The 24,546-nt window shown below is 60.2% G+C and carries 17 protein-coding genes and 1 pseudogene; 5 read left to right on the top strand and 13 right to left on the bottom strand.

All coding sequences use genetic code 11. The annotated features are described in order from the left end of the window. Positions 1-214: 214 nt before the first annotated feature. From qatD to AC6H34_RS29785, 10 genes are all read right to left on the bottom strand, one after another. Entirely contained in the window at positions 215-979 is a 765-nt protein-coding gene (gene qatD, locus AC6H34_RS29830) for a Qat anti-phage system TatD family nuclease QatD (RefSeq protein WP_497541312.1), read from the bottom strand. Further along, on the bottom strand, positions 970-2,199 hold the full coding sequence (gene qatC / locus AC6H34_RS29825; RefSeq protein ID WP_497541311.1) for a Qat anti-phage system QueC-like protein QatC: 1,230 nt from the start codon (positions 2,197-2,199) through the stop codon (positions 970-972). Before qatC ends, qatD begins: the two co-directional genes overlap by 10 nt. Positions 2,200-2,225: 26 nt before the next feature. Further along, positions 2,226-2,840, bottom strand: a complete 615-nt coding sequence (locus AC6H34_RS29820) for a Qat anti-phage system associated protein QatB (protein WP_497541310.1) — start codon at positions 2,838-2,840, stop codon at positions 2,226-2,228. Between the two features lie 168 nt (positions 2,841-3,008). After that, positions 3,009-4,772, bottom strand: a complete 1,764-nt coding sequence (locus tag AC6H34_RS29815; RefSeq protein WP_497541309.1) for a KAP family P-loop NTPase fold protein — start codon at positions 4,770-4,772, stop codon at positions 3,009-3,011. Between the two features lie 196 nt (positions 4,773-4,968). Further along, positions 4,969-7,452, bottom strand: coding sequence for an AAA family ATPase (locus AC6H34_RS29810; RefSeq protein ID WP_497541308.1), 2,484 nt, complete (start codon positions 7,450-7,452; stop codon positions 4,969-4,971). A gap of 11 nt (positions 7,453-7,463) precedes the next feature. Continuing rightward, on the bottom strand, positions 7,464-7,679 hold the full coding sequence (locus tag AC6H34_RS29805; protein ID WP_497541307.1) for a hypothetical protein: 216 nt from the start codon (positions 7,677-7,679) through the stop codon (positions 7,464-7,466). A 91-nt stretch (positions 7,680-7,770) separates the two neighbouring features. Next, entirely contained in the window at positions 7,771-8,610 is an 840-nt protein-coding gene (locus AC6H34_RS29800) for a DpnII family type II restriction endonuclease (protein ID WP_497541306.1), read from the bottom strand. Then, positions 8,610-9,716: a DNA adenine methylase gene (locus AC6H34_RS29795; RefSeq protein ID WP_497541305.1), complete on the bottom strand. Its 1,107-nt coding sequence runs from the start codon at positions 9,714-9,716 to the stop codon at positions 8,610-8,612. Before AC6H34_RS29795 ends, AC6H34_RS29800 begins: the two co-directional genes overlap by 1 nt. Positions 9,717-9,809: 93 nt before the next feature. Beyond that, positions 9,810-11,465, bottom strand: a complete 1,656-nt coding sequence (locus AC6H34_RS29790) for a type IV secretory system conjugative DNA transfer family protein (protein WP_497541304.1) — start codon at positions 11,463-11,465, stop codon at positions 9,810-9,812. Further along, entirely contained in the window at positions 11,462-11,785 is a 324-nt protein-coding gene (locus AC6H34_RS29785) for a mobilization protein (protein WP_497541303.1), read from the bottom strand. Before AC6H34_RS29785 ends, AC6H34_RS29790 begins: the two co-directional genes overlap by 4 nt. Before the next feature lie 256 nt (positions 11,786-12,041). Between AC6H34_RS29785 and traA the strand changes: the two genes are divergently transcribed. The 5 genes and pseudogenes from traA to AC6H34_RS29760 form a co-directional block, all read left to right on the top strand. Beyond that, entirely contained in the window at positions 12,042-15,416 is a 3,375-nt protein-coding gene (gene traA / locus AC6H34_RS29780) for a Ti-type conjugative transfer relaxase TraA (protein ID WP_497541302.1), read from the top strand. Positions 15,417-15,430: 14 nt separating this feature from the next. Continuing rightward, entirely contained in the window at positions 15,431-16,123 is a 693-nt protein-coding gene (locus AC6H34_RS29775) for a DUF6118 family protein (protein ID WP_497541301.1), read from the top strand. Positions 16,124-16,496: 373 nt separating this feature from the next. Then, positions 16,497-17,084: a thermonuclease family protein gene (locus AC6H34_RS29770; protein ID WP_497541300.1), complete on the top strand. Its 588-nt coding sequence runs from the start codon at positions 16,497-16,499 to the stop codon at positions 17,082-17,084. Further along, positions 17,009-17,677 carry a hypothetical protein gene (locus AC6H34_RS29765; protein WP_497541299.1) on the top strand — a complete coding sequence of 223 codons (669 nt, stop codon included), beginning with the start codon at positions 17,009-17,011 and terminating at the stop codon, positions 17,675-17,677. Before AC6H34_RS29770 ends, AC6H34_RS29765 begins: the two co-directional genes overlap by 76 nt. Before the next feature lie 313 nt (positions 17,678-17,990). Next, positions 17,991-18,590, top strand: a pseudogene (locus AC6H34_RS29760) (Mu transposase domain-containing protein); the annotation flags it as partial. Between the two features lie 389 nt (positions 18,591-18,979). Here AC6H34_RS29760 and AC6H34_RS29755 read toward each other — a convergent pair. From AC6H34_RS29755 to AC6H34_RS29745, 3 genes are all read right to left on the bottom strand, one after another. Further along, positions 18,980-19,651 (bottom strand): hypothetical protein, encoded by a 672-nt coding sequence (locus tag AC6H34_RS29755; RefSeq protein WP_497541298.1) that lies wholly within the window; start codon positions 19,649-19,651, stop codon positions 18,980-18,982. A gap of 133 nt (positions 19,652-19,784) precedes the next feature. Further along, positions 19,785-21,005 carry a hypothetical protein gene (locus AC6H34_RS29750; protein ID WP_497541297.1) on the bottom strand — a complete coding sequence of 407 codons (1,221 nt, stop codon included), beginning with the start codon at positions 21,003-21,005 and terminating at the stop codon, positions 19,785-19,787. Between the two features lie 1,746 nt (positions 21,006-22,751). Beyond that, the gene (locus tag AC6H34_RS29745) at positions 22,752-24,545 is read right to left on the bottom strand and encodes a phospholipase D-like domain-containing protein (protein WP_497541296.1); all 1,794 of its coding nucleotides are present in this window, start codon (positions 24,543-24,545) and stop codon (positions 22,752-22,754) included. Between the last annotated feature and the right edge of the window lies 1 nt (position 24,546).

Below are 24,546 nucleotides of genomic sequence, written 5' to 3'. Positions count from 1 at the left end.
CGCCTTGAAAACCGGATCGCCGCGCTTATATCGGAGCAAGTGGTTTCGCTTACGGTCGCTCCCCCTGCGATCCGGGCCGGACCATGTGAAAGGCGCTCCCCGCAAGGGTCGAGCGCCTTTCTTTTGTACGGTACAGCGGCCCTCTGACTTCGCGCCACCTCGGCCTTCAGCGGACGCCGAGTGCTGGACATCCGGGTTTCGCGATGCCTATCGATCATCCGCTTGAACCTTCGGCTGCGCACGAACCTGAAGCTACCAACCGGCAAAAATTCTTGGTCATGAGGCGCTCTGCGGCCTTGAAGGAAATACCTTTTAGTCGGGCGAAGTCGCGATAGACCGAACCACCGCCGCCGGGAGCGAGCGGGACACCATCCGCCATCCCGAAGGGGCCGTCGGTCTCGGGCAAAACGCGATCAATGGGCATGGCGTCGATGGCGTCGCGCCCCGACCTGCTGGCCATCATGCCCGACCCGAATGAGAACCAGCACCCAATGTGGGCGGCACGCTCGATGATCGCAGGCTTTGCCGAGAACCAGTGAAGCACGAACGTCCCGGCTAGCGGTTCGAACTCCAGCATGTCGAGCAGCATGTCGGCGGCGCCGCGGCTGTGCAGGGAAATGATGCGGCCCCCAGCGGCGGCACAGGCGTCAAGTATCTCGTGCAGCACCTCGGCCTGGGTTGGCAGATTTTCGCGGTGTGGTGGCGAACCGTCGAGCCCAACCTCACCGACATATGCGACGGTCGGCAGCAGGTCGTGAAAAAGACTCAGCTCGCTCCTCCGGCTTGCCGCCAGCTCGGGGTGCAGCCCGAGCGCGGTACGAATCCTGCCGCCGGCCGGTGCGAGCGCCGACGTCCCGGCGAACGCGCTCGGCGTCGTTGTAACCGACAAGATGTATATTTTGTCCTCGACTGCCTTACGGGCTGTCGCCGCCGGATCGGGGTAGAGGTCCAGATGGCAGTGGAAGTCGATCAGCGCCATCGCACAGTACCGAACAGGGCGCCGAGCTCGGCCAATCCGCGGCCGACGGCACCAACGGTGAGGGCGCGCGTCGCCGCATCCGCGGGCAGCGGACCGGCCCGCGCGGCCCACCGGTCGAGATCGCGTAGATTGGCTCCGTCGTGGGCGGCTACCGTATGCCGTGCCGCCAGCACGTCGTCGTTGCGCGAGCTGTCGCGCAGGTTGTTTAGATATATTGTGCCGTCATGCATCCCGGCGGCGTGGAAAGATGCGCGCCGGATGAGACAGGGTACGCACCTGCCGCATTGCCCATTAGCACGCTTGCCCTTGCCGCAGGAATAGGTGGTGGCGGCAAGCTCGACCAAGCGCGGGTGATGCCCCTGAGCCAGCATTTCACCCTTGGTAGTTGCATAGAACGGGTTGCGCAGCTCCGCGTCGATCCCCGCCTTGGCCCAGATATCATTCAGTCGCGACATGAAATGGGGGTGGGTCGTCCGCGTGCTGAGAGATCCCATCCGCCTGACTGTAAACGGTGGATTAATGGCGATCAGCGCGTTCTCCGGCACCAGCACTTCGCGGATCCCGCAACCCGTCGCCGCCAGCGCCCCGTAGGCGAAAAATAAGATCGACCGCGCGCGGGTCGAGCCTTCGTAGGGTTGGCGCCAACGTTCAGCGACCCGGCCCTCGAAGCGATGGGCTCCGAGTTCCAAGGCGGCAGCGAGACGCTGTTGCGGTCCGATCTCCTTACTCGATCCTTGGCTGACTAGGAGTGGCCGGCCGCCACTGTTCAATGTTGCGAGCGCGCCCAGGAAGCTATCGAGCCCGCCAGAGAAGAGGCAGACTACGTCGCGGTCGTGGAGCTGCCCCTCGACGTGCGGACAAGCGCGCCCGCCCGCCCGGAAGGAAAGATGCCACACGTCACCTGTGAGAAAGCGAAGCGCCCCGGCCAGCTCAGCGGCGAGCGCCGTCCATGGTGCCGGGTCGACCACGGCGACATCCAGGCCGATGACGCGCGTCCAGCCGTTCGGGGATCCGTACCGTGTTACAAATCGGTCGGCCGCGAACACCGACATCGCAATCGACATAAAGTCCCAGGCCGCCACGCTAGGCGCGCCAGGGATCCCCAAGCTTACGCGCTCGGCCAACGTGGCACCGAGGCCCGGCAGGTCCGGGCTCCCGCTCGCGAAGAGGTGGATGCCGATCGTGTTGGGTCGACGGTGGGCCGCGACAGCATCGGCCATGACAGGCGTCGCCTGGACACTGAGGTCTACCATCTGGCCATTTCCCCGTAGACTGCACTCGTTATCTCGGTCACGATCCTATCAAGACCCGCCGGATCCAGCGAGCCGCCAGACCGCTGGACGATCGGCGTGGCGATCTCATCCGCGGCGGCACGAACCAAGTCCCTGAGGGCATTCTCTCGTTGGACTGCGATCGCAGGCGATTCGTTCTCTGCTGACTTGCCTTGCTCGGCGGCGACCGACGCGAACACCAGCTCCGCTACGAAGCAAACCGTTGCGACAACGACCACGTGGTCGGTCACGGCGTTAAGGTCGAACACCGCCTGATCTCCGAGTGCGTCGAAGAGCGCCTCGGCTATCGCTGATCGAACCAGGTCCTCGTCGAGGATGCCTGGCGGGCAGAACTCATCGACGATCGCGGTGATTGCCTCCTCCAGCGGCCGGCCGGCGAGAGTCCCGAGATCGAACCCAGCGATGACCACTGCTGCGCCGTTTGCCTGCGCAACGGACGCCAGGGCCGACAAAGCGGCCCCGCCCGTCCGCGCGGCCCGCGCATGGCGCGCCGACGCTCGCGAGCCGCCCATGGCCCTGGCGTACCGCCCGAGCGCGCGGCGGCCTGCTGCTCTATCGCCGGTGCTCATGTATTCTCTGAGCGCCCGGCGCACTCCGGACAGTGGTGCCGCAGGTAGCACGTCAGGCACCGCCGGCGCCGGCTGTGGTTGATCCGGCGCCGGCGGATCCTGATCCGCCCAAGGTGCGACGAGGGGCGATCCGCCCGGTGTCGACGGCTTCGACTGCGATGTGCCCATTTACTTCCCCCCGAGATAGCCCTTTCCGCGGAGGGCAAACTTCACCCCCGAATTCATCGTATCCTGCGGAATGTCATCGATCAGCGCTTGCAGCTGGCGCTTACCCCCTTCCGACTTCTCGCCCAGCAGTATGGCCCCTTGGATACCCGGTAGCTTGGCGGTCCAGTCACCCTCCCGCAGGCTCGCGACCATTGCCGCCATCGCGGCGACGCGCTCGTCAACGCTTAGTCGGTCGATCACTTCCGTCGCGACCGGCGAATTTACGCTGGTCACGCCGAGCAGGGCCTTCACGGCCGCCCCGACGCTGTCGTTCGCCCTCGATCTGGTGGGCGAGGCCATCACGTCGCGGCTCAGGAACAGTGCCGGCTGCAGAGCCTTGGCATCATCGAAACGGGGCTTCAGCCGTCGCCATTCCTCGATGAACGCTTCATGCGCCTTCCATGCAGGAGGGGTCTGCGGGCGATCAATGCCGTCACCTAAGTCCTCGGTCGCCTTGAGCTGCAGGTCGGCGCCTTCCTCGCCGGCCATGATCATCGTATAGAGAGCTTGGGTCGCATCAGCGTTCGTCCCGCGCTCGAAGATCGCAAGCTTCGCCAAGGTCCCAAGGTCGATCTTCATCTTCCTCGTTGCGGCCAGGGCCCTGCGCAACATTACTGCATTGAGAAGGCGCTTGATGATGCGTGGGTTGCCGTCGATCTTTTCTGCTGTGGTAAGCGTCGGCGCGAGGCCATCGGCAGTGCCTAGCATCTCGAGAAGGCCAGCGGGACGCCCGGCGACCCCGTCGATCTGGTCGGCTGTGAAGCTGGCGCCGTTCCACGCGTTCTGTAGCGCCTGGAGTAGAACTTCTTGGACATCGCTGAGCGCGTCGGGCGCGAGCTGCTGCGTAAATAGAGAGTACATGTAGGCGCGTACGTCGTCGACTCCGACACGGGGGACCCGGAACGGCACTTGTATGACCTTGTCAAGATAGTCGTGTACGTGCTTTGCGTTGGGATCGCTGAAGTGCTTGGCGACGGAATGGCGAATCATATCCTCGTCCGCCGCGACCACGAAGGCAGTGCCGGGCAGGAACAGGAAAAGACGGATCGCCTCAAGCGTGCCGATCGCGACATCCGGAAGGCAGCGATCGAGATTGTCGACAAAGACAATCAGTGGCCGGCCAAGCTCGTCGAGAATCTCACCGAACTCTTTGCGGAACGCCGCGATCTCCTTCGGCGGTGTCTTAGCCTCCTCGGGCTTGATCAGCTTGGACCAGCCTTCCTGTGCTTCCTTTGCCGCCTCCTTCAAATGCTCCGCATCGTCGCCACCGCCAGCGCCAGCCACAATCGACGAGATCGCCGAACCAGCCTTGGTCAACAGCCCGGGCGGCACGCCGAACGCCATCCCAATGCCGAAGTCGGCTGCCATGCCGATCGCACGGAAGTAATTCACGCGCGACGCGAGTCGCTTGATCTTCTCGATCAGCTTCTCGTCGTCTTTTGCGGCCTTTAGCAGGGTGTCGGCGACGACCTCCATTAAAGCGGCCTTGGAATCGTCGAAGCCTTGATAGAGCCAGGCGTCGAAGTCGATAAAGAGTGGTGGCGAGTCGCCACCTTCAAGCTTGCCCCTGACCAGTCTCAAGACAGTCGACTTGCCGGTTCCCCATGTTCCAAACACGCCGATCGAAAGCGGCAGCATCTCCTTCGTCGTCGCGAGTACGCCAATCTGGTCCGCCAGCTCTGTGAAGTTCAGGAAATCTTTCGCGCTCTCGCGATCGCTCCACATCTTGTCAGACCCCTTCTGCCCCAAGTTGAGGCAATATATCACATTAGTCGATCCCGATTTGGGCTAGTGATGCCAAATCCAAACTAGAATAGCGGAATATGCGGCGCGCCGCCGGGACTGAGTACGAAGTTCGCGTGCCACCCTATCGCTCCCCAGTACGGGCGCGAGTGAGGGCCAGAACTGAGGTTTTCGAGATCTACCGTTGATCTATACGTCGATAATATTTCTTTTGCTGATTGGCAGGGTCTATCCAAGTGAAGCAGTTCGCAAGATCGTCAATGCTCTGTAGGACGCCCAAGAGCGCATAGGCATTGAACGGATTACCTGCTCCGGTTTCGTAGTGGCTGACATAATTCGCAATGATTGATGGTGCATGGCGCTGCTGCAGATCGGCAACCTGCTGCGCTGTGAGAACGCACCTATTGGCGGCCCGAAAAAGGCCAACGGCATCAGTGATTGCGTCCATGAATGTCGAAAGCGTGCGCTTATCGCCCCGAGTCGCGTAATCGGGTGGTACGGGTATCGACAGTCTAGATATGATCTGGCCGAGCTTGTATTCGAGATATTGCCGCAAGAACGGCTCGCCTATGTCGATTTGTCCTGCGTTCAAATAGTGCTCTGCCTGGCCCTTAAGACGATCGGCCTGCTGGGCAGCAACCATGAGACGCCCTCGAGGCGGCATCCCCTGCAGCTTCTGATGATGCCACTCTGTGGTGCCATTGAGACGGTCGAAATATTTCTCCAGCAACGTGTCGTGGCTCAAGATGATGAATTGCAGGCCATCCGGCACGCCGCCCGCGGCGCCATTCCGAAGCTTGCAGCGGATCGCCTCCATAAGGGCAAATTGGTGTCCCGCGTCAAAGCTGGACGTGACATCATCCAGCACCATAAAACGGGGTACACCCTTGTGGCTTGAGGCTGCAGCTAGGAAGATCGAGGCCGCGACTGCGTTGCGATAACTTTCCGACAGCAAGGCGCGTGCGCTCAGATCAGGCAAACCAAAAAAGTCAACTAGCTTCAAATCCACCTGTTCGGTGTTTTGAGCGCGATTTAGGGTTGGCCGCACATCGGGACCGCCGCGTACAAGATCCCCGAACAGAGCCTGGCAATCCGCTTGTATTTCGGCCACCCGCGCATTTGCCAGGGTGGTTTCTGCCGTCGCAAAGCTCTGGGCAGCATTGGTGATGAATGTTTTCCAGCGGTTGAGCTTGGCGAGTTTCCGCTTCTTTTCTATCAATCGCGGAAGGCCGTTCTCTCGCTCGCGCACCGCATCGCGATACTGCTTTGCCTGGCCCAGTGTGCGCGTGACGGCAACGAGCGAGGGGGGAAGCGTTGCTTGGAGTTGAGCGATTTCGGCATTGGCGGTATCGGTCGCGGTCACGCGTCGAGCTTCCAGCTCGACGAGCTGTGCCTTGGCACGCTCCAGATCACCTGTAGCTATCGAGGTTTGCCGCAACGCAGGCGCAATTCCCGATGTGATACGGTTGTCAGCGGAAATGCCAAAAGCGACATTTTCTTCAAGCTGCCTTAGTTTCGTCAGGCTGGCCGAGGCAGCAGCGTGCCGCTTTAAATCAGTGTCGAGCCTATCGGCTTCGTCATAGAGGGCGATGCGTGCGGCGAGATGATCGGTGAGTGGCGCGTCTGAGATTTTCTCACAAACGGGGCATTGGCGTGGATCGTGCCAATCGTCACCGTTGACGACCGCCAAAGCGTCCCGAAGAAGGGCGTGGATAGAGGCGGCGCCAACCTTCCTCATTGCTTCATCGCGAGATTGGGCGAAAGCTACTAGGGCGTCGGCATCGTCAAGATCGGCCTGCGTGACCTGCAGGCTCGCGAGTGCCACGACGGTATTGTTCAGGGCATCAAGCGCTTTTCGAGCCTGGCCGCCCTCCTCTCGGTCGATCGCCTGCTCGGCAGCATCAAAATCCAATTCCATGACTGTGATATTGTTCAACAGTGGAGCGAACAGTGGAATTCCGGCAAGCGCAGCCGTTACTTCGGCCGTCAGTAAGCTCGCATCGTCTATCGCTGCTATTTGCCTCCCCGTGACGGCCTGAAACGCGGTCTTAAGGCGAGTTTCGATCCCGGCGATGGATCGAATTTCCGTCGTGACTTCCGTTTCGAAGGTCGAGATTCCAAGATCGCTGTTAATGTTGCGGGTGTTTCTTGTGCCATCAAGCGCCTGACGCAGACGTGAGTATCGGCTTAGACCGACGAGCGACGCAAACGACCTCCCACGATCTAGAGCGGAGCAATCAACGAACGATGCAAAGCGCGGATAATCGACCAGAACGAAATCTTCGCGCAGGCTCGCGAGGAACGCCTCTGGATCAGCATGGCCGGAAGGTGATGTGATGACCCTTCCCCCAGCAGCCTGACGGGTGACGGTGATCGCAATGTCGGCTGACCCGTCGTCACTCGCGAAGACCAAGGCGACGGTTGCCTGTTGGGCGGGATGGAATTTATTGACGACGTAGCGATCCCCTTGCTCTGCCCCCTGCAGTGCTTCGAGGCGAGCCACATTTCCATGGATGGCGAAGTGCAAAGCCTCGAAAATCGAACTTTTTCCGACGCCGTTGGGGGCATGGACCGAGTTGACGACATCGGGGCGAAACCGGAGCACCAAGGGGTCGCCATCGTTATTGATGCCCCGGAACCCCTCAATGGTGACGGATGACAAGAAATACCGGCTCATTGTGCTGGCGGGTCCGGTAGGGCCTCTACAGCCGCCAGCACGGCACGATGGAATTCCTGAATGGCCTGACGGCTACGCGCTGCATCACCATCTCGGGAGAGGATTGCGAGATTGTCAAACAGGATCCGTGCGCATTCGGGATCAAGTCCATCAGCTTCGGCTCTGAATACCGCCATGTTGTCGTCAAATGACGCCGCAAGATCGAAATCCATGATCCTCCCCTTGTTCTCAGGATCACCGGTTAGGCAGCATCTTCTGCCGCCAACAGTTCTACAACTGTTTGATAGAATTCGATAGGATTCACTAGCTGATATGAAACTCCTGCTTGAGCGATTTGAGGTCTTCAAGGAATTGCTCGCGCATTTTCGTCGTGTAGATACGAGTGATCTTGCCTTCATTCTGGCGTTTCACGATCTTGCGGAGGTCTGAAGGCCTTGCCTTCCAGGTTGTGCCGTCCGTGACAAACAAAAGCGCCGTGTCGTGGCGCTTGGCATCAATGATCGCATCGAGGTCGCCGATGATGTCCGTCATCTTGGAGCCGGTGGCGCCGTAACCCTTCACCTCGATGATAATCCGCGGCCGCTCGCGACCGGGAATAGCGACGTCGCATTTGGCCGTCTTGTTATCGGCGCCTGTAAAGGTGCAGCGGGTTTCGTAGGTCCCCGTGCCAAACACCTCTTTGACAAGTGCCTCGGCAAAATCCTCAAGGCCGCGACCCCGCTTCTGACCCTGAATAGCGGAACCACGCCCGGAGCGCAGCCTTTCGACTAGAATGTCGCTCCAGATCGGTTCGTAATTGATAGTGCTAGCCATCGCGTCCAGCAGACCGAGACGCTCCAACACATCGAGGTAGCCCTCACGCTCTGCTTGAAAACGCTTCACACCGATGCCGCCACTCAGCTCCTTGCGTAGTTCGCCCTCCATTGTATCCTTGGAAAGCGCTAGAAACAGCCTGCAACACAGGATCCCCTCATCGAAGTCACCATCAAGGAGAGCAGCAATATCATCGCGACTATACGCAGCTTTGCGTGGAATATCGGCAAGTTTAGCAATCGCATTGGCAGCCATCTCATCCATCCAGTCGACGGCGAGTGGGCTTAAGTTTGCAATTACTTCCTCAAAGGTCTGATCAACAACCTGCATCAGCGTCCCACGATGAGGTACTCGGTAACGCTGGCGCGCTCTACGGCCCCATGGGTGCCGAAGTGGTAGCGGTGGGGTTTCTCGAATACCCGGACAGAGTCTTTGTAGCGGCGGAGCAGCGCCTCGAGTTGCTCAAGGTCGGGAAAACCGTTCGAGCTATAAGAAAGGACGATTGTGCTTTTGGCAAAGCGGGCGAACATCCGATCGAACGCATCGACGGCCGTGCGTCGATAGCTGAAGGGGGTGTAGCGCTTCGCAATCTTTTTGACCTTAGTGGAAGTGTCGATCGGCAGGCCTTGCCAGTAGCAGGATAGCCCCTCCAGAAAATGGTAGCGCTTAATGTAGCAATTATCATCGGCGCGCGGCACGTAAGGGGGATCCAGATAGACCAGGTCGACCTTGCGCCGGGATAATTCAAAAACATCCGACCGAATGACGTGATTTTTGCGGCCATTGTCGAAGACGGCCGCGTTGAATACCTCAATCTGCTCAAGAAAGTGCTCCTCGAGGGAGAGCCGCAAATCGCGCCGGCCATCGTCATACCGAGATAGATCGCCGGAAACGGTGAAAACACCGCGGGGCTGGCGCTTGAGGCAAGAACGGAACAGTGCGGCAAAGGCCAGCGCCTGCTCGTAGGGGTTCTCGAGCTGGCGGATGTTTCCGGAAACGCGGTCGAGGAACTGCAAATCGTCGCGGGTGTAAAAGACGCCGGCGAAGGTCTTCTCGATGAATTTGTGAACGGTGGGCGTGCGGTCGATCAGCTGCTTAATTGCTTTGCCATCGAGACGATGGTGGCTGTTTTCTATGGTTGCCCTGGCGATGACAGTAGAAAAGTTCAAAAAGTCGGATGCGACGACGCGGCGACCCATAGCCTTCATGAGGTAAGGCACGCAGCCGGTTCCGGAAAAGGGATCCTGTGCCGTCTCAAAGTCGAGTGCATCTAGCACCTGATGGATCCATGGCAAAAGCCGCTTCTTGGACCCCATGTAACGCAACTCAGGATACCGGGCTGCGAGATCCGGCAAGCCTTGGGATGCCTTTGAAGGCACGGGGGCTCGCAAGGAAATTACATTGCTGGCCGAATTAGGGTCGAGGGCAAGATTCATTTTCATTTCGCCAACTTACCTGAATCGGGGGACAGGGGAATAGCTGCTCATCATATGGATTTCGCAATTAGGCATAGCATCTTGGTGAGGGGACTATAGAGCATCGAAGCGCCCCTCGAATTCCTTGTCCTCGTAGTACGCCAGCTTGCGCGCGATGATCGGCCGTTGCCCCGAGAGGAACAATAGCTCGACCTGTGCCGGCAGATTACGAACCTCATCTGGCGTCATGAGCGCGCGGCCGACGCGCTGCTCGCTGTAGCTGATGCCGGTTTTCTCGCTATCGAGCGCTCGACCTATGGTCTGGAAGGCCACGGTGGTCTGGCCGAGGAGGTCGGAGACAAAGCGGGCGCTGTCGTGATCGTTGACGCCGAAGACCTGCAGCACGCCGGCGTTGGAGAGGAAGGTACCCGCTCTCTGCCCGTAGGTGGCGCGCAGCTGATGGATGTCCTGCAGGATCGGCCAGAGCTGCACGCCGTAGCCGGCCATCAGGCCCATGGCGCGCTCGACGGCTGAGAGATTGCCGAGGGCGGCGAACTCGTCGAGCAGGAAGAGCACCGGCGTGGCGGGTTTGGCGGACGAGCGCGCTATGTCCTTGAGGCTCTGGGTGATCATCAGGCGCAACCAACGCGAATAGGTGGCAAGGCGATCGGGCGGCAGCACCAGGAACACCGTTGCCGTCCGGCTTTTCAGATCCTCGAACTTAAAATCCGAGCGCTCGAGCACGGCGGTCATGCGCGGTGAATCGAGGAAGTGGGTATGGCGTTGCGCCGTCGACAGAACGCTGGCGGCTTCCCGCTCCGCCTTGCTGAGATGCCGATTGGCGGCGCGGGCCACCAGGCCGCCAGCCGCGTTCGAGTCCTGCATGTTTTCCATCAGCGCCTTGAAGCCATCGGGCGCCAGGGTCAGTAGCGTGCGCAGGGTGGAGAGATTGCGCCGATCGGCGGGCTCGGCCGTGACGATATGAAGGATGAGACCACCGATCAGAGCGCGGGCCTCCTCGTTCCAATGCGCGTCGTCGCTCTTGCCTTCGGTATCGAAGACAAGCGCCTCGGCGAGTGTGGCGGCCTCCTCGGCAATATCGAGGCCATAGGGGTCCATGGCGGCCAGCGGATTGAAGGCGCTTGTGGCCTTGCCGGTGACACCGAAGGGATCAAGAATATGGACGCGGCCAAAGCGATCCCGGGCGCGCCCGGTGACACGCGCGTTCTCGCCCTTGGGGTCGATGCAAATCACGGAACGGTCGAGGGTCAACAGGTTCGGAATAATGGTGCCGACGCCCTTGCCGCTGCGCGTGGGCGCGATGGTCAGAAGATGGGCTGGACCGTCGTAGCGCAGAAGCTTGCGCGTTTTGCCATCGCGTCCGATCAGGAGCCCCTGATTGGTGGCCGAGAGAGGGGCCATCTCGGCCTGGCTGGCGATGCGGGCGGAGCCATGGCTGTCGCCGCCGTCGCCGCCAAAATGCGTCAGCAGGGGGAAGGTGATCACCCGCCAGAGCAGAGCGAGTGCAAGCACAAAACCTGGCAGAGCAATGAGACCATTCCACCAGCTGTTGTAGGAGATGCCAAGGCGCGAACCGATATAGCTGGAGACAAATATCAGGATGACGATAGCAACCAGCCAGACGAGCAGGAAGCCGAACAGATAGCGCCCGACCTTGAAGGGAGCCATGATGATGCGCATGACGGCCCAGAGCGGATCGCGCCGGGCGGCGGCGAGCATGTTCCGGAACGCGATCCAGGTTTGCGTCATTGCCCCAGCCCTTGCTCGGCGGGCGCGGAGGCGGGAGAGGAAACAGGATCAGCCGGCGCGCTCGGTGCGATCAGATCCTCGAGCAACACCTTGTCGGCCTCGCGGCTGAGGAAGCCCGGCAGTTCGCGGCGCAGCCATTCGCGCAGGCGCCTGGCGAAATCCGCATCGTCACTGCGTTCCAGGCGGTCGAGTACCAAGGCGCCAAGCAGGATCTTGCGGCGGGTATCGTTGACACGCTCCTGCTTGCTTAGTCTGGCCTGCAGCGTTTTCTTGCGAGCTTCGAGCTGGGCGATGCGTTCCTCGATCGTGATACGGGCCATGCGCGGTTTCCCTTGGTGGATATCGCGCATTAGGTCAAAGATATCCGATTGTCGAGGCTTGAGATTGGTTCTCTGGTGAGTTTTACACCAGGGAAATGCCAATTGTTTTTACCGTGTTGAAGTTATGATACGTCTCATGTCGTAGGAAGATACCGATAATCGAACAAAGCGAAGCGAAAGGAGATTAAGGGCGCACTTACGAGTTGCTTTGCAACTCAAGGCGCGCTACCGTGAGATCGGAAGCGGAAGTCTCGATTTGCCGATCTATCATCTGAGCATGAAGCCGATCAGCCGGGCCTCCGGCCGCAGCGCCGTGGCGGCGGCGGCCTATCGCGCCGGCGAATGCCTGACCAATGAACGGGATGGCCTGACGCACGACTTCACCCGGCGCGAGGGCGTGGAGCATGCCGAGATCATCCTGCCCGCCGGCGTGGAAGCCGATTGGGCCAAGCATCGATCGGCGCTGTGGAACGCGGCCGAGCGGGCCGAGAAACGCAAGGACGCGCGCGTGGCCCGCGAGTTCGAGATCGCCCTGCCGCATGAGCTGACGGCCGAGCAACGATTGCAGGCCACGCGCGACTTCGCCCAGGCCCTCGCGGATCGCTATGGCGCGGCGGTCGACTTCGCCATTCACTCTCCCCATGGCGAGACCGATATCCGCAATCATCATGCCCATGTGATGATGACGGTTCGCGCTGTGGGCCGAGACGGACTTGGCGAGAAGACGCTGCTGGAGCGCGAGAACAAATGGCTGTTGGCGCAGGGCCAGCCGACACCGCCGATGCAGCTTCGCGAACTGCGGCAGTCCTGGGAAGAGATCGCCAATGAGCGTCTCGCCGCGGCGGGATTGGATCTTACCATCGATCATCGCTCGCATCAGGAGCGCGGGCTGGAGATCGAGCCGACCGAGCATATGGGCGTGCATGCCACGCAGATGGAGCGGCGCGGCCTTGATGTCTCGCGTGCGCGTCTCGATGCCGAGGCGGCCAGGCGCAATGCCGAGCTGATCCGGCAAAAGCCGGAACAGGTGCTGACGCTGATCACCGGGGAGAAGAGCGTGTTCGATCGGCGCGATGTCGCCCGCGCGCTGCATCGCTATATCGATGAGCCCGAAGCCTTCCAGAATGCCTTCGCCAAGGTAATGGCGTCCCCTGCCCTAGTGGAGCTGCAGGCCGAGCGCGTCGATCGGTATGGCGAGATCTCGCCGGCCCGCTATTCGACCCAGGAAATGATCAACCTCGAACGCGGCCTGGTGCAAGACGCTGGCCGCATGGCGGAGGCCTCCAGCCATGGCGTGCAGTCGCGTCATGTCGAGGCTGCGCTGGAGCGCCATGACTGGGCGATCCGCACGGGCGTACGCGCGCATGTGAAGCGACAGATTGAGGCAGGCACGATGTCGCGATCCGCCGGCGAGGTTGAGATCGCCTCGGCGCGGTTGAGCGATGAGCAAAGGCAAGCGGTCGAGCATGTCACCGGGGGCGAGCGGATCGCGGCGGTGGTGGGCCTGGCGGGCGCCGGCAAGAGCACCATGCTGGCGGCGGCGCGCGAGGCTTGGGAAGCGCGGGGCTATACGGTCCGGGGCGCTGCCCTCGCCGGCAAGGCGGCGGAGGGGCTGGAGGAGTCTTCCGGCATCGCCAGCCGTACCCTCGCCTCCTATGAGCACAGCTGGCAGGCCGGGCGTGGCGGGCTCGGTCCCAGGGACGTGCTGGTGATCGACGAAGCCGGCATGGTGGGTTCGCGCCAGCTCGCGCATTTTGTCGGCGAGGCGGAGAGGTCGGGCGCCAAGCTGGTGCTGGTCGGTGACCATGAGCAGTTGCAGGCGATCGGCGCCGGCGCTCCGTTTCGGGCGATCGCCGAGCGCATCGGCTTTGCCGAACTCTCGGAGGTGCGCCGTCAGCGCGAGGACTGGCAGCGCGGTGCCTCACGGGATTTTGCCCGACATCGCACAGGCGAAGCGCTCTCAACCTATGCCGAGCGCGGCGCGGTCTCGCTGAAGGAAACCCGCGAGGCGGCCCGGGCCGAGATCGTGCGCGACTACATGGCGGACCTCGAGCGTCGTCCGGAGGGCACGCGTCTGGCCATGGCGCATCGGCGGGTCGATGTCCGGGCTTTGAACGAGGATATTCGCGCTGCCCGCCAGGCGCGCGGCGAGCTGGCCAAAGGGGGGCGGGAGACCGGCGAGCAAGACAAGGCGGGTCTTGGCCGGGAGCAGATCTATGAGACCAGGGACGGAGAGCGCAGCTTTGCGGCGGGCGACCGCTTTGTGTTCCTGGAGAACAACCGCGATCTCGGGGTGAAGAATGGCATGCTGGGAGAGGTGGAGGCCGTCGAGCCGCACTCGATACGCATTCGGCTCGACGGCGGGGCGCATGGATCTAAAGGGGCCCGTCAGGTGACGATAGATCCCAAAACTTACCAATCCTTTGACCATGGCTATGCGACGACGATCCATAAGACGCAGGGCGCCACGGTGGATCGCGGCTTCGTGCTGGCCTCGAGCACCATGGACCGGCATCTGACCTATGTGGCGATGACACGTCATCGCGACGAGGCCAGGCTCTACGCTGGCCAGGACGAGTTCAAGGGCGGCATGCCGGCGCTGGCGGCGCGGCTGAGCCGGGACGGCTCGAAGGAGACCACGCTCGACTACACCGCCGGCTATGCCGAGCGGCGCGGCATCGCCGAGCAGCTGGGCCTGCGCAGCGAGATCGAGCGTCCGGAGCAAGGCCGGATGCAGGAGAAGCTGGCCCTGGAAATCCCGGCGCAGGCGCGGCCGGGCGGCGAGCGCTTGCGCGAGGATGCCACTCCGTCGCAGCGCGGGGATTCTCGCCCGGCGCGGCAAGAGCACGAGGCGCAGCCCCCTGCCCTGCCCCGCGAGACCGAGGAGCCTGGCCCGCAAAGGCCGGCAAGGCGGCAGGGCATGTTCTCCGGCCTGAAGCTCAATGCCGGGGCTGACAGACCAACGCCCTCACAGGACCGGGCGCGGCAAGGGGCAGAGAATGCACAAGCGCGACCGGAAAGAGGCCCTGCTTTTGCCGAGAACGACGAGCATGGCCGCTTGCTGCGCGCGACGGAAGACCTGGCGCGGGCCTTTGTCGATGTCGCCCGCATGAAGGACCAGGGCCTGCCGGTGGTCGAGCACCAGGAAATCGCGCTGCGGAAGGCTGGCGCGGCGCTGGAGGCGGTTCGGCCGGGCGGAACGCAGGAATTGACCTCTGCCCTGCAGCATGACGCCCAGACCCGTTCCGCGTTGGCGCAAATGCGAGGAGACGAGCGGGCCGAACAGCTGCTCGCCGGCATGGAGCGTGAGCGCCAGGCCCAGCTTGATCCCAATGTCAGGGCCGAGCGCCTGGTGGCACGCTGGAACAAGCTCGAGCAGGAGCACGGCAAACTGAAAGGCTGGCAGCAGCGTGAGGAGCGCCAAGAGGTTGAGAGCGGCATGCGGGCCATCGCCGGCGAGATCAAGCGCGATGCTCCCGTCGAGGCCGTGCTGCGGGACAAGCAGCAGGATCTCGGCATTACCCACAACAGCACCCTCGGCCGCGCCCTGCGCCAGGAGCAGCCCGGACAAGCGCTCGAGCGCGCCCTTGAGCGTGGCGAGCGGCAACGTGGACAGGATCTATCGAGATGACGGAGGAAGACGGCATGGCGGACGACAAGGCTCGGGATCTGGTACCGATCGAGCAGGAGGAGGATAGCGCCACGCTTGCCTTCGAAAGGTTGAGGACCGAGGTCGGAGGGATGCGCTCCGCCCTGGAAGGGCTGCTGCCGGTGCTGGAGAGCATGATAAGGCCGGACTACACGCCTTCCCTCAGTGCCATCAAGCAGACGCTTGGCACCGTCGAGAAGCGGCTTGCCGGCATCGAGCAACAGCCGGCGCTGAAATTGACGCCCGAGCAGCATGCGCAGGCGATGAGCAGGGCCGGTGCCGGACTCGTTGGAGAAGCAGCCCGAGCCTTGCGGGACGAAAGCGAGGATCTGGGACGCGAGCGGCGGCAGCTGGCAGAGATCGTTGGAACCACGCGTACCCGGCACGCGCAAAGGCGAGCGCTGCTCTGGACGCTCGCGGCAGGTCTGGCGGCTGGGTTGGTGCTGTTCCCGTTGCTCGGAGCTTTCGCGCCAGGCGGCAGCTATCTGGCCGCGCTCGCGATGGGGATTGTCGATCGCTGGCAAGCGGGCGCGAGCTTGATGCAGGTGGACAACCCAGCAGGATCCAATGAGCTCTGGGCGACCTCACGCCTGCTGAATGCCAATGTCGACGCCCTGCGATCCTGTCGCGCGGCCGCGAGAAAAAGCAATACAGAGCAAAAATGCTCGATTGTTGTACCGGTGCAGTAGGGCTGAGGACGGCCACTGCCCTAATCCGTAGCCTTCAATTCCAGTTGGCTTACGATATGGGTGAAGCCGTCGACTGCAGTGAAGCGATTTTGCGCGCACCACTCACGGAAATGGTTGATCGTTTCCACCGTGACTCGCATGCTCAATTGCTCTGTGCGGCCAAGACGCTCCCTGGGGCGCTTGAAGTACAATCGTTCAGGTGGAGTTTTTCGAGGGGCCGAGTTGATACTAAAACCCGAGCCTTCAGCAATTGCTTTCAGCTGGCTGCTTGAAGGCGGGCTAGGCTTCCCTATCCATTCGGCTGGCTGGCAGCGGCGGCCGTGGCCTGCATCGGCCTCATTCCCACATTAATTTTCCTCAAGGAACGTCGCTCGTGAAATCTATTCTGCTCGCGCTCTCGCTCGCCCTTTGTTGGGTCAATAATCCTGTATATGGACAGCAACAATCCGCCCCCAACGGCTCTGCGGCGCCAGTTTTTCCGATTCCTCAAAGTGGCGTTCGTTTCCTGACGGGAGATTCCTGGCAACAGGGCACGCAAATAATGCGGCTTTATGGAATACAGTCTTGCCTCCGCGGGACGTATTACACGGACAAGGTCGGGAATAAACAGGACTGCGGTACAGTCTCGTTAGCGATGCTTGCTGCTTTGGTTCGCGATACGAAGCCTACATGTTCGGCTGTCGCGCAGCTTCCACTTGCACCAAACTCCCGGATACCGGAGATTTTGGTCATATGTTCGGCGCATATTGGCAATAACTCGCTGGACCTGGGAACCATATTGGTTTCAAGAGGCTTTGCCTTTGCGGCTTTTACAAATGAGGCAAAACCTGTCTACATGCCCTACCTTGTCGCAGAGGCAACCGCGAAACAGGCCCGGGCCGGGCTATGGGCGTTTACCGACCTGCCCCACCCGAACCTGATTCTGTTCAACGCCATGAAAGACCGCATACCGAGAAAATGAAGTCGAAGTCCAAATACGCGAAGTGGCGGGAAGAGTGGAGGGCGAAGTCCCTGGAAGAAGGATTCGTCGAGACGAAACTCTTCCTCCCCCGGGAAGAACACGCAAAGCTCGTCGAAATCGCGCAGGAGTTGGGTGAACGGATCCCGGTCGTGATCGGCCAGTGCGTGGTCTCCTATCTTGCCACGCTCGAGGGGAAGAAAGCCAAGCCCTTGGATCTGCAGCCGCCGGAAATCGCTCCCACCAAGGCCGATCTCCTCGTACTGTCGCGGATGATTCACAAATCCCGGTTCGAAGGTGACACCGGCGCGGCCAGATATCGCCAGATCGCCTTCGTCAATATGATCTCGGCCGAGGTCACCATGGGCAATCGTCCGACTGCGACGAATCTGGCGCGTGGCGTGGGCTCGAACGGTTCTCAAACCGAGTTGCTGGCAAAGGTGATGGAAGCACGTGGCATTATAGAGCGGCGGCACATGCCCGGAATCGCCGGCGCGCCCTCTGGCAAGGTGCTCACCATCCGGGACGATGCAGTTGACGCCTTCAACCAGGCGCATATCGACACCGTTGGCTCCCCTCTCCTTCCTCTCGATTGAATTGGCGCCGGCGCCGCTCGCCGGGGAAAGCTCGCAGACAACCGGTCGCCGAGTGGTCCCTCTGTCCCTGTGTACGGGCAGGCTCTATTGGCGGTGCACAGATAACTCCTGAGGATCTCCGCCTTCGGGCCAGGAGCCCATGCGGCAGTCCCGTCATGCGGGCCGGCTTCGCACCTAAGCCGTTCGCCCAGGCGGAACGTCACCCTCTGCTCGCACGCCCTCTGCCTGTTTGAGCCAGGCCTCGACTACCCTGCGTCCTTTAATACCGAGCCCGGAACAACCCTGAGCTCGATCGTAGTGACCTGATTACGAGAGCTGGACACCGGCCTTGCCAGACTGGATCGGGGCCCATGCGCGCATGTTCCGCTTCTTCGGCGGTGTGCCGCGGCTTGTGGTGCCCGACAATCTGAAGTCAGGCGTCAACAAGGCCTCGTTCTACGATCCAGAGATCAACCGTTCCTACGGCATGATGGCTTCCCACTCTGGCGTCGGCATCCTGCCGGCCCGCCCACGCAAACCGCGCGACAAGGCCAAGATCGAAGCCGGCGTGCGCTTTGCCCAAAGCTATATTCTCGGGCGCCTGCGCAAGCAGACCTTCTTCTCTTTGACCGAGGCGAACGCAGCCATCGCGATGGCGGTCGACCGTATCAACGCCCATGTCAAGCGCAGGCTTGGCGTCAGCGGCCGGCATCTGTTCGAGACGATCGAGCGGCCGGCACTCGCCGCCTTGCCCGAGGCCGACTACCAGTTCGTCGAATGGCGCCTGGCCCGTGTCTCGCTCGACTACCATGTCGAGTTCGACGGCTTCTTCTATTCGGTACCTCATGTCCTGATCCGCGAGCAGGTCGATATTCGTGCCACCAGCCGAACCGTCGAGATCTTCCATCGCAGCCAGCGTGTCGCCACGCCGCAGCCGCTCGTAGAAGGCATCACGGGTTTCCATTCGGGGGCGAGGCGGTATACCCCGTTGAGCCCCGGGCCTTCAAAGTCGATCGGAGCAGCGGTAAATTTATCGGCGGTGAGTATACCTCGCTCCGCTTCTCGATCGAAAACCGGAACGGCGCGGACGTACCGACAACGCCATTCCTTCAGCCCGAATATGCTCATGTCAGCGCCGTGCTCGGATGCGCGGGAGAACGGCTTAGCAATGGTAAATTCGAAACCTATACGGTCCACAACGCGCTCGCCAAAGTGCCGCTCCCGGTCGGCCTCCTAGGCAACAAGAAATTTGAATGGACGGCCGATCCGGTAGCCGGCCAGCCTGACGAATGGGAACTCCACGCCGCCTGAAGGAAGCCATTATCAGGTGTTGACTGGCGCTGGCCCAGAAACGTCCTCCTGAGGCCCGGTCAGGAACGGTCCTCGCAGCAAGCTTGCCAGGAACAGGATCACTAGGCCAATAGCGAGCTTCTGCAGGCGCAAGAGCCAGGTGAACTGCTCGACTGGCCAAACTTGTGCGCCGCCGGCGCACACTTCCTTGCCATCGATTTTAGGGCGGTCCGCCAACAGGCGGACCTGTTGGCCCGGGCCGGCCGCGTTGGGCAACTGCCACATATCTTTGACCAACTGCACCTTGCCGGTATCGGTCACGCATAGTTTGCCGTCCTGCAGGGTATCCTCGAATTTGAGCAGGCCGACCGCCGGCGCGACCACGAGCAGCACGATGATCACGGCCTGATAGATCCTCGCATCGAAGCGTGAGGTATCCACACCTTCCAGCCACACGACTGGCATGCGCTCGTGCCACCTGCGACCGAAGCGAAGGGAATGCCAGATTCCAACAATCGACATCAGGATCAGCAAGGCCGAGACCACATAAATGGCGAAGAACGCCTGTGTAATCCGGTCCTCACCAAGAATGGGCTGGCTGAGTAACGCCTTGCCGCCCTGCCCTATCAGAAGGGCATTGAGGGCGATGGCGAAGCCGACCAACGCAATCGCCTGGAAGAGCTTAGTTAGATTCGACTTGGTCATATTGCCCTCAAGATCTCTTCCTCGCCGATGCTGGACGAACCAGTTGAATTCAAAAAAGGGGGAGCCCAGACTCCGGACTTCCCCAATCTCCAGCTATATAGACCCACGACATCCAGAGACTAATGTCGCAGCTTCATTGGACCGAGACTGACAATTGGCCGTCCTTTACATCCGCCCGCCAAGTGCCGTGAACCGCCGCGGCATCCGTTAAGGTGGCGCGCTCCAGAATACGGTCACCGCGAAGCTTTTCCACCACCACACTGAACTGGTATTGAGGCTCCTCCTTTGCGATTGGAAAGGCGAACGCAAATTGGCTCTCGCCAGGAATGCCCTCTTTTGAAATCTCCGTTCTGCTCGCTTCCTCCCGAACGGTGTCCTTCCTCCAAAGCTGATAGGAATATTTTACCCAGCCGCGCCCTTTGCAGCCAAGCCAAGTATTGAAGGGCCCTCTGTTGGCCCCGCAACCTTGCACGTGACCTCCGACAAAGACGCAGTGATCACCAGACGGATTGACGGGGCCAATGCTGCTCCCGCAATTGGCACTTTGACCAGTAATATCAATATGGTCAAAGGTCCCTGTTTTATTGATCAGGCAGAAATTTTGGTTCACGGCGTAGGAATCGTCACAGTGATCGCCGCCGGTATTGGCGAAAGAGCCATTTAGATCTTTCACCACTGCTGTGGTGAGATGAGTGGTCACCAACGTACCCGAAACTCTATACGAGATCGGTGGATTGACAAAAAACTGCACCGACGGGGAGCTAGCCAATGCCTCGCTTTTTTCCTTACATCCAAATAGCAGACCGACCCTGCGATTGATTTTAACAAGGCCATCAATGCGGGCTGTCGCTGTGATCTGTTTGCTTTTCGCGGCGTCCAGGGTGTTTTGAGGAACTGAAAAGCTAATCTGAGTGTCGGCCCTCTGAAGGATCGGCGCTTCATCCTTGCCGACTATGACCTTAAGGTCCTTACCCTGCATCAGGAAATTGCCACTGACTTTGACAACAGCGGTGTCAGCACCTTGGTCCAGTGTTTCCGGCTCAATCATCATGACCCTCGGCGTAGCCGAGCGACAAGGCAGCGAGTAGCTTGCGTTGTACGCGACAATATCGCCCTGGATCATCAGGACGCGAGCACGATCGAAGTTCTTCTTTGTAACTTCATCAGTCGCTTCCTTTGTCAGTGCAATGAGTTGCTGAGCATTTTGCACTAGCTGTCGCTGTTGGTCGGTAAGCTTATCGAATGTCAGATTGACATTGTCCTTAAACATCTTATTCATGTCACTCAGAACATTCTGGGCGTTAGCCTGAAACGAATTACCTACTGATTGCGCATCGTAAGTTGCTTCCTTCATGCCTTCTCTGAGACTACTCAGTGCATCTGTCAGTGCACTCTGAATCATTCCAACCGTAAGAGCTCCTTGCGCCGAGACATAACTCACGGCAATGACCGATATTAATATTGCCGCCGCGAAAATATTTGTGACTCTCCCCGAACTAAACATGTTATTCCCCCATGACGTTATGCGCTATCATCACGACATGGTGGGCGTGACATCGACGTTAATCGAAATTCCAAATGTATATTTCATTGAGTCCTGCTATACACATAGATATTAATATAGAAATTTGTGCATTTAATTTTCAAACCTTAAAGGATTGTTGGCGATCAGCCACATTTACTGGAAGACCTAGCAACAACGGATGCATATGCAAACTTTGTGGGAAAATTTTCTATGTTATATTGTTCATTTCTTTACAAATCGCACTCTGGCTCACGTTAAAAAGCACTCACACAAGCCTTCACGAACTAATTCACCCCCGCCTCGCAGTTTTTTAAGCCTACGGTGATGTATGCCAACACATCACTCCCAGGCGAAAAGATTCCGTGACCGATGGTGCCGTCTGGGCTGGTACTATTATAAGCTATGGCGCTCGCATGGCTTTGCAGCGCCACAGCTTTCACTTTCGCAAGTGCCCGATCGATAACTGCTTTCGCATGAAGTGTGAGCGACGGATAGCCGCCGTTTCAATCGCCAGTCGGAATTCCCACGGCTCTAGGCGGATCCTCACATTGGTACGGCCGCATTGCTCCGTTTCCGTCGCCAGCCGTACAACCGAATGGATCATTGCCATCGGCCTGGTGAGCAAGGAATTGCTCCTCATTGTCGTTGAACACAAATAGCGTGCCGCGATACGCCGGCTTGCCAATCATCCAGGTGAAATCTCCAGGCCTACCCTTCCCTTGGAACTCCTAGCCATGGACCACAAATGCTGACGGAGGCGGTTCACCACCCGCACTCTGAGCATACGGACGCTCCATGCACACAGCTCCACCTGCCACAACGATGCACGCGATGGCCGATATGTTCTGCCAGCTCCTGGTAAAACGACATGCCAACGTTCACACTCTCTGATTAACCGAGATAGAAGGTACGAACCGCAGTCTCCTCTCAGTTCCATGACCAAGGCGTGACGCTGAACATTACAATCGAAGCGAATCAATTCCATGGTTTACTCGGCGGTGCGGCATGCCTGAACTGCGGAAACTGAATTTCGCATCCTCTCACCCCAAAAGTCAGTTGTGAAATCCTTCCCAATGCTTTTCATGCGGGAGCTTAAATTTCTCGGGATGCTCCTCTCGTAGAATGCAATAGCGATCCGAATAGAGCTCGATCGCTTCCCGAACTCCGCAGCCCGCTTCCCTCCGGACGGTCATCATGACGAATGCGGGCGACCCATCGAAAATCAGTGGGTCAATTGTAGTCCAATCTGGTTGAGGATCGCTGGCGCCCGGGATTGTGTCGCGTCAGTCCTTAGCCCGCAGGCTACAACCGCTGTAAAGGAGCTTGCATCCGGAGAACTTGCACGACCTGCAGTCATTCGCCGCGGTTGCCTTTGCCGCGCTCACGGTCGCTTCGCAATTTCCAGTCCGTGCCGACCGAGACCTTCGCCGGACGATGATGAAGTTCTTCGCGCCGTCAGCTTCCAATGTACGGTCTATCGGTCAGGATGCAACGTAAGGCGTATGCTGCCGCCCGCAGTCGCATCAGCATGATTGAGTCGCCCACCATCAGCCGCCCTGGCTTCGATATTATCCACTAGGCGGCGCTCGCCTCGGCGCTCAGCCAGAAACGCAACTCCGGCGATTTCACACCGTCCGGTGCGATGTAGCGCTCCTGCCATCGATCGTTCTCATCGAGCGGCTTACCGAACTTGTCGGGGAATTTCTGCAGCCAATAGCGCCATGCGTAGTGATCGTAGAGATCGAGCACGTGGCAGGCGTAGGCCTCTGCCAGCGGTCGGTGGCCGTGAATGATGACCATGTTCTCGTCGTTGTTGTGGGAGGCGCGGAAGCCGAGATTGTGTGACCCGGTAATGACCACGCACTCGTCGCTGAACGGGTCGATGACAAGGACCTTGTTGTGGATGATGGCGAAGCCGGCATTGTAGATCTCGGCTTCCCAGGCGCCGAAGGCGTCGTCGGGGGTGATGCGTCCTGCCGGGATGGCGCGGTAATCCGGCTCGCCGCCGCGTTTGCCCACCGCTTTTTTGGGTCCCGCCGGCTCTCCGACGACGCCGACCGTGAATCCTTTGTCGTCCGGCTGCTGGTCGCCCTTGCCGTGAAGAGCATCGGTGAAATTCACAGCGCGCGCGGGGCTGGTCAGCGCGCCGCGGACGAACAAGCTCGGATTATTTCGAAGCGCCGCGCCAGCGGCGTCCAGGATCGAATTGTTGCCAGGATCGAAGGCGAGAAAAAGCACCGCCTGCTTGGCGGCCGCGACCAGATCGAACAACCGCCCCATATCGTTCGGCTTCTCGCGTGGCGGGCTCGCCAGCTGGTGGTTCGTGTTCGGGGAGAACATGATCTCGAGATGTGCGCTGCCGTCCTCGAGTTCGATCGGCGTTTGCAGCAGCCTCGCGTTGCCGGCGTGATTTGTGCGGCGGAAGTCGGCGCCCTGCAGGTCCTTCTGAGCGCCCGCGGCGTCCTTGATATCCTTTTGGAGAGCGTTCCAATAGTTGATGTAGAGCGCCGCAACCCGCTTTGATCGGATCACCAAGGCATTGTTCGTCTGGGTACAAAGTCCACTCGCCGTCCAGTTGGTGGAACCGGTCAGGACGGCGGCGCCCGCATTGCCCTCCTGCAGCACCATGAATTTGTTATGGGGGATCGCATTCTTCCCTAGTATCCGGTCTGTCACGTCGACCCCAGCGGCTTTCAAGGCTTGGCGATTATCAGTGTCAACGTCCTCAGCCCCCGTTTTCGTATCGCGCTCGTTGCCAAGAATCACTTTGCGCGAGGCGGGGTTGCCGTGGTCTTTTGCACCCAGTCTCACCTCCAGACCTTTCGGGTCGTTCAGCTCGTACAGAGCCGCAAGGACTGATGAACCATGCGCATCGGCCTCGTCGAGCAGCGAGGTGACACCCGTAAAAAGCTCGCCCTCTAGGCCTTTGCGGATGCTGTCGGCGGGATCGGCAATCCGGCGTTTCAGCAGAGCAACGTCCGGTTTGTCGCCGAGAGCGCGGGTCACCGCCTGCGTCGCAACGATGCCACGGTTGAAATAGGCCTTGAACAGACCTCGATCCGCCGTGACGGTGACGGAATTGGAGAGGAGCGGCTGAACACCCGGGAGCGGCTTAAGTGACCCTGGTGCCCCACCAAGCGGAACAATGCGGTAGCGAACATGCGCTCCCCGCCTGACACCCAAATCCTTCCACCAGAACTTCTGAACCGGAGCGTCTGCAGTCGTCGCATCTTTCTGGTTCTGCGTGGCCTTGAACCGGGCCAGGGCTGGCAACGGCGCCTCCGTCCCAGCACCCAGATCCTGTCGATAAACCGCAAAGCCGAGACACCCATCGAGATGCCGATCGTACGTCCAGGCCACAAGGGCCATA

Source organism: Labrys sp. ALF-8, assembly GCF_059699065.1.
The sequence above is the reverse complement of the archived record's forward strand: the minus strand, read 5'-3'. Positions and strand labels throughout refer to the sequence as shown.

Excerpts from the sequence above, each read along its gene's own strand:
- qatD (WP_497541312.1), bottom strand. The coding sequence starts at position 979 with ATGGCGCTGATCGACTTCCACTGCCATCTGGACCTCTACCCCGATCCG.
- qatC (WP_497541311.1), bottom strand. The coding sequence starts at position 2,199 with ATGGCCGATGCTGTCGCGGCCCACCGTCGACCCAACACGATCGGCATC.
- AC6H34_RS29820 (WP_497541310.1), bottom strand. The coding sequence starts at position 2,840 with ATGAGCACCGGCGATAGAGCAGCAGGCCGCCGCGCGCTCGGGCGGTAC.
- AC6H34_RS29815 (WP_497541309.1), bottom strand. The coding sequence starts at position 4,772 with ATGTGGAGCGATCGCGAGAGCGCGAAAGATTTCCTGAACTTCACAGAG.
- AC6H34_RS29805 (WP_497541307.1), bottom strand. The coding sequence starts at position 7,679 with ATGGATTTCGATCTTGCGGCGTCATTTGACGACAACATGGCGGTATTC.
- AC6H34_RS29800 (WP_497541306.1), bottom strand. The coding sequence starts at position 8,610 with ATGCAGGTTGTTGATCAGACCTTTGAGGAAGTAATTGCAAACTTAAGC.
- AC6H34_RS29795 (WP_497541305.1), bottom strand. The coding sequence starts at position 9,716 with ATGAATCTTGCCCTCGACCCTAATTCGGCCAGCAATGTAATTTCCTTG.
- AC6H34_RS29790 (WP_497541304.1), bottom strand. The coding sequence starts at position 11,465 with ATGACGCAAACCTGGATCGCGTTCCGGAACATGCTCGCCGCCGCCCGG.
- AC6H34_RS29785 (WP_497541303.1), bottom strand. The coding sequence starts at position 11,785 with ATGGCCCGTATCACGATCGAGGAACGCATCGCCCAGCTCGAAGCTCGC.
- AC6H34_RS29775 (WP_497541301.1), top strand. The coding sequence starts at position 15,431 with ATGGCGGACGACAAGGCTCGGGATCTGGTACCGATCGAGCAGGAGGAG.
- AC6H34_RS29765 (WP_497541299.1), top strand. The coding sequence starts at position 17,009 with ATGGGCGTTTACCGACCTGCCCCACCCGAACCTGATTCTGTTCAACGC.
- AC6H34_RS29755 (WP_497541298.1), bottom strand. The coding sequence starts at position 19,651 with ATGACCAAGTCGAATCTAACTAAGCTCTTCCAGGCGATTGCGTTGGTC.
- AC6H34_RS29750 (WP_497541297.1), bottom strand. The coding sequence starts at position 21,005 with ATGAAGGAAGCAACTTACGATGCGCAATCAGTAGGTAATTCGTTTCAG.
- AC6H34_RS29745 (WP_497541296.1), bottom strand. The coding sequence starts at position 24,545 with ATGGCCCTTGTGGCCTGGACGTACGATCGGCATCTCGATGGGTGTCTC.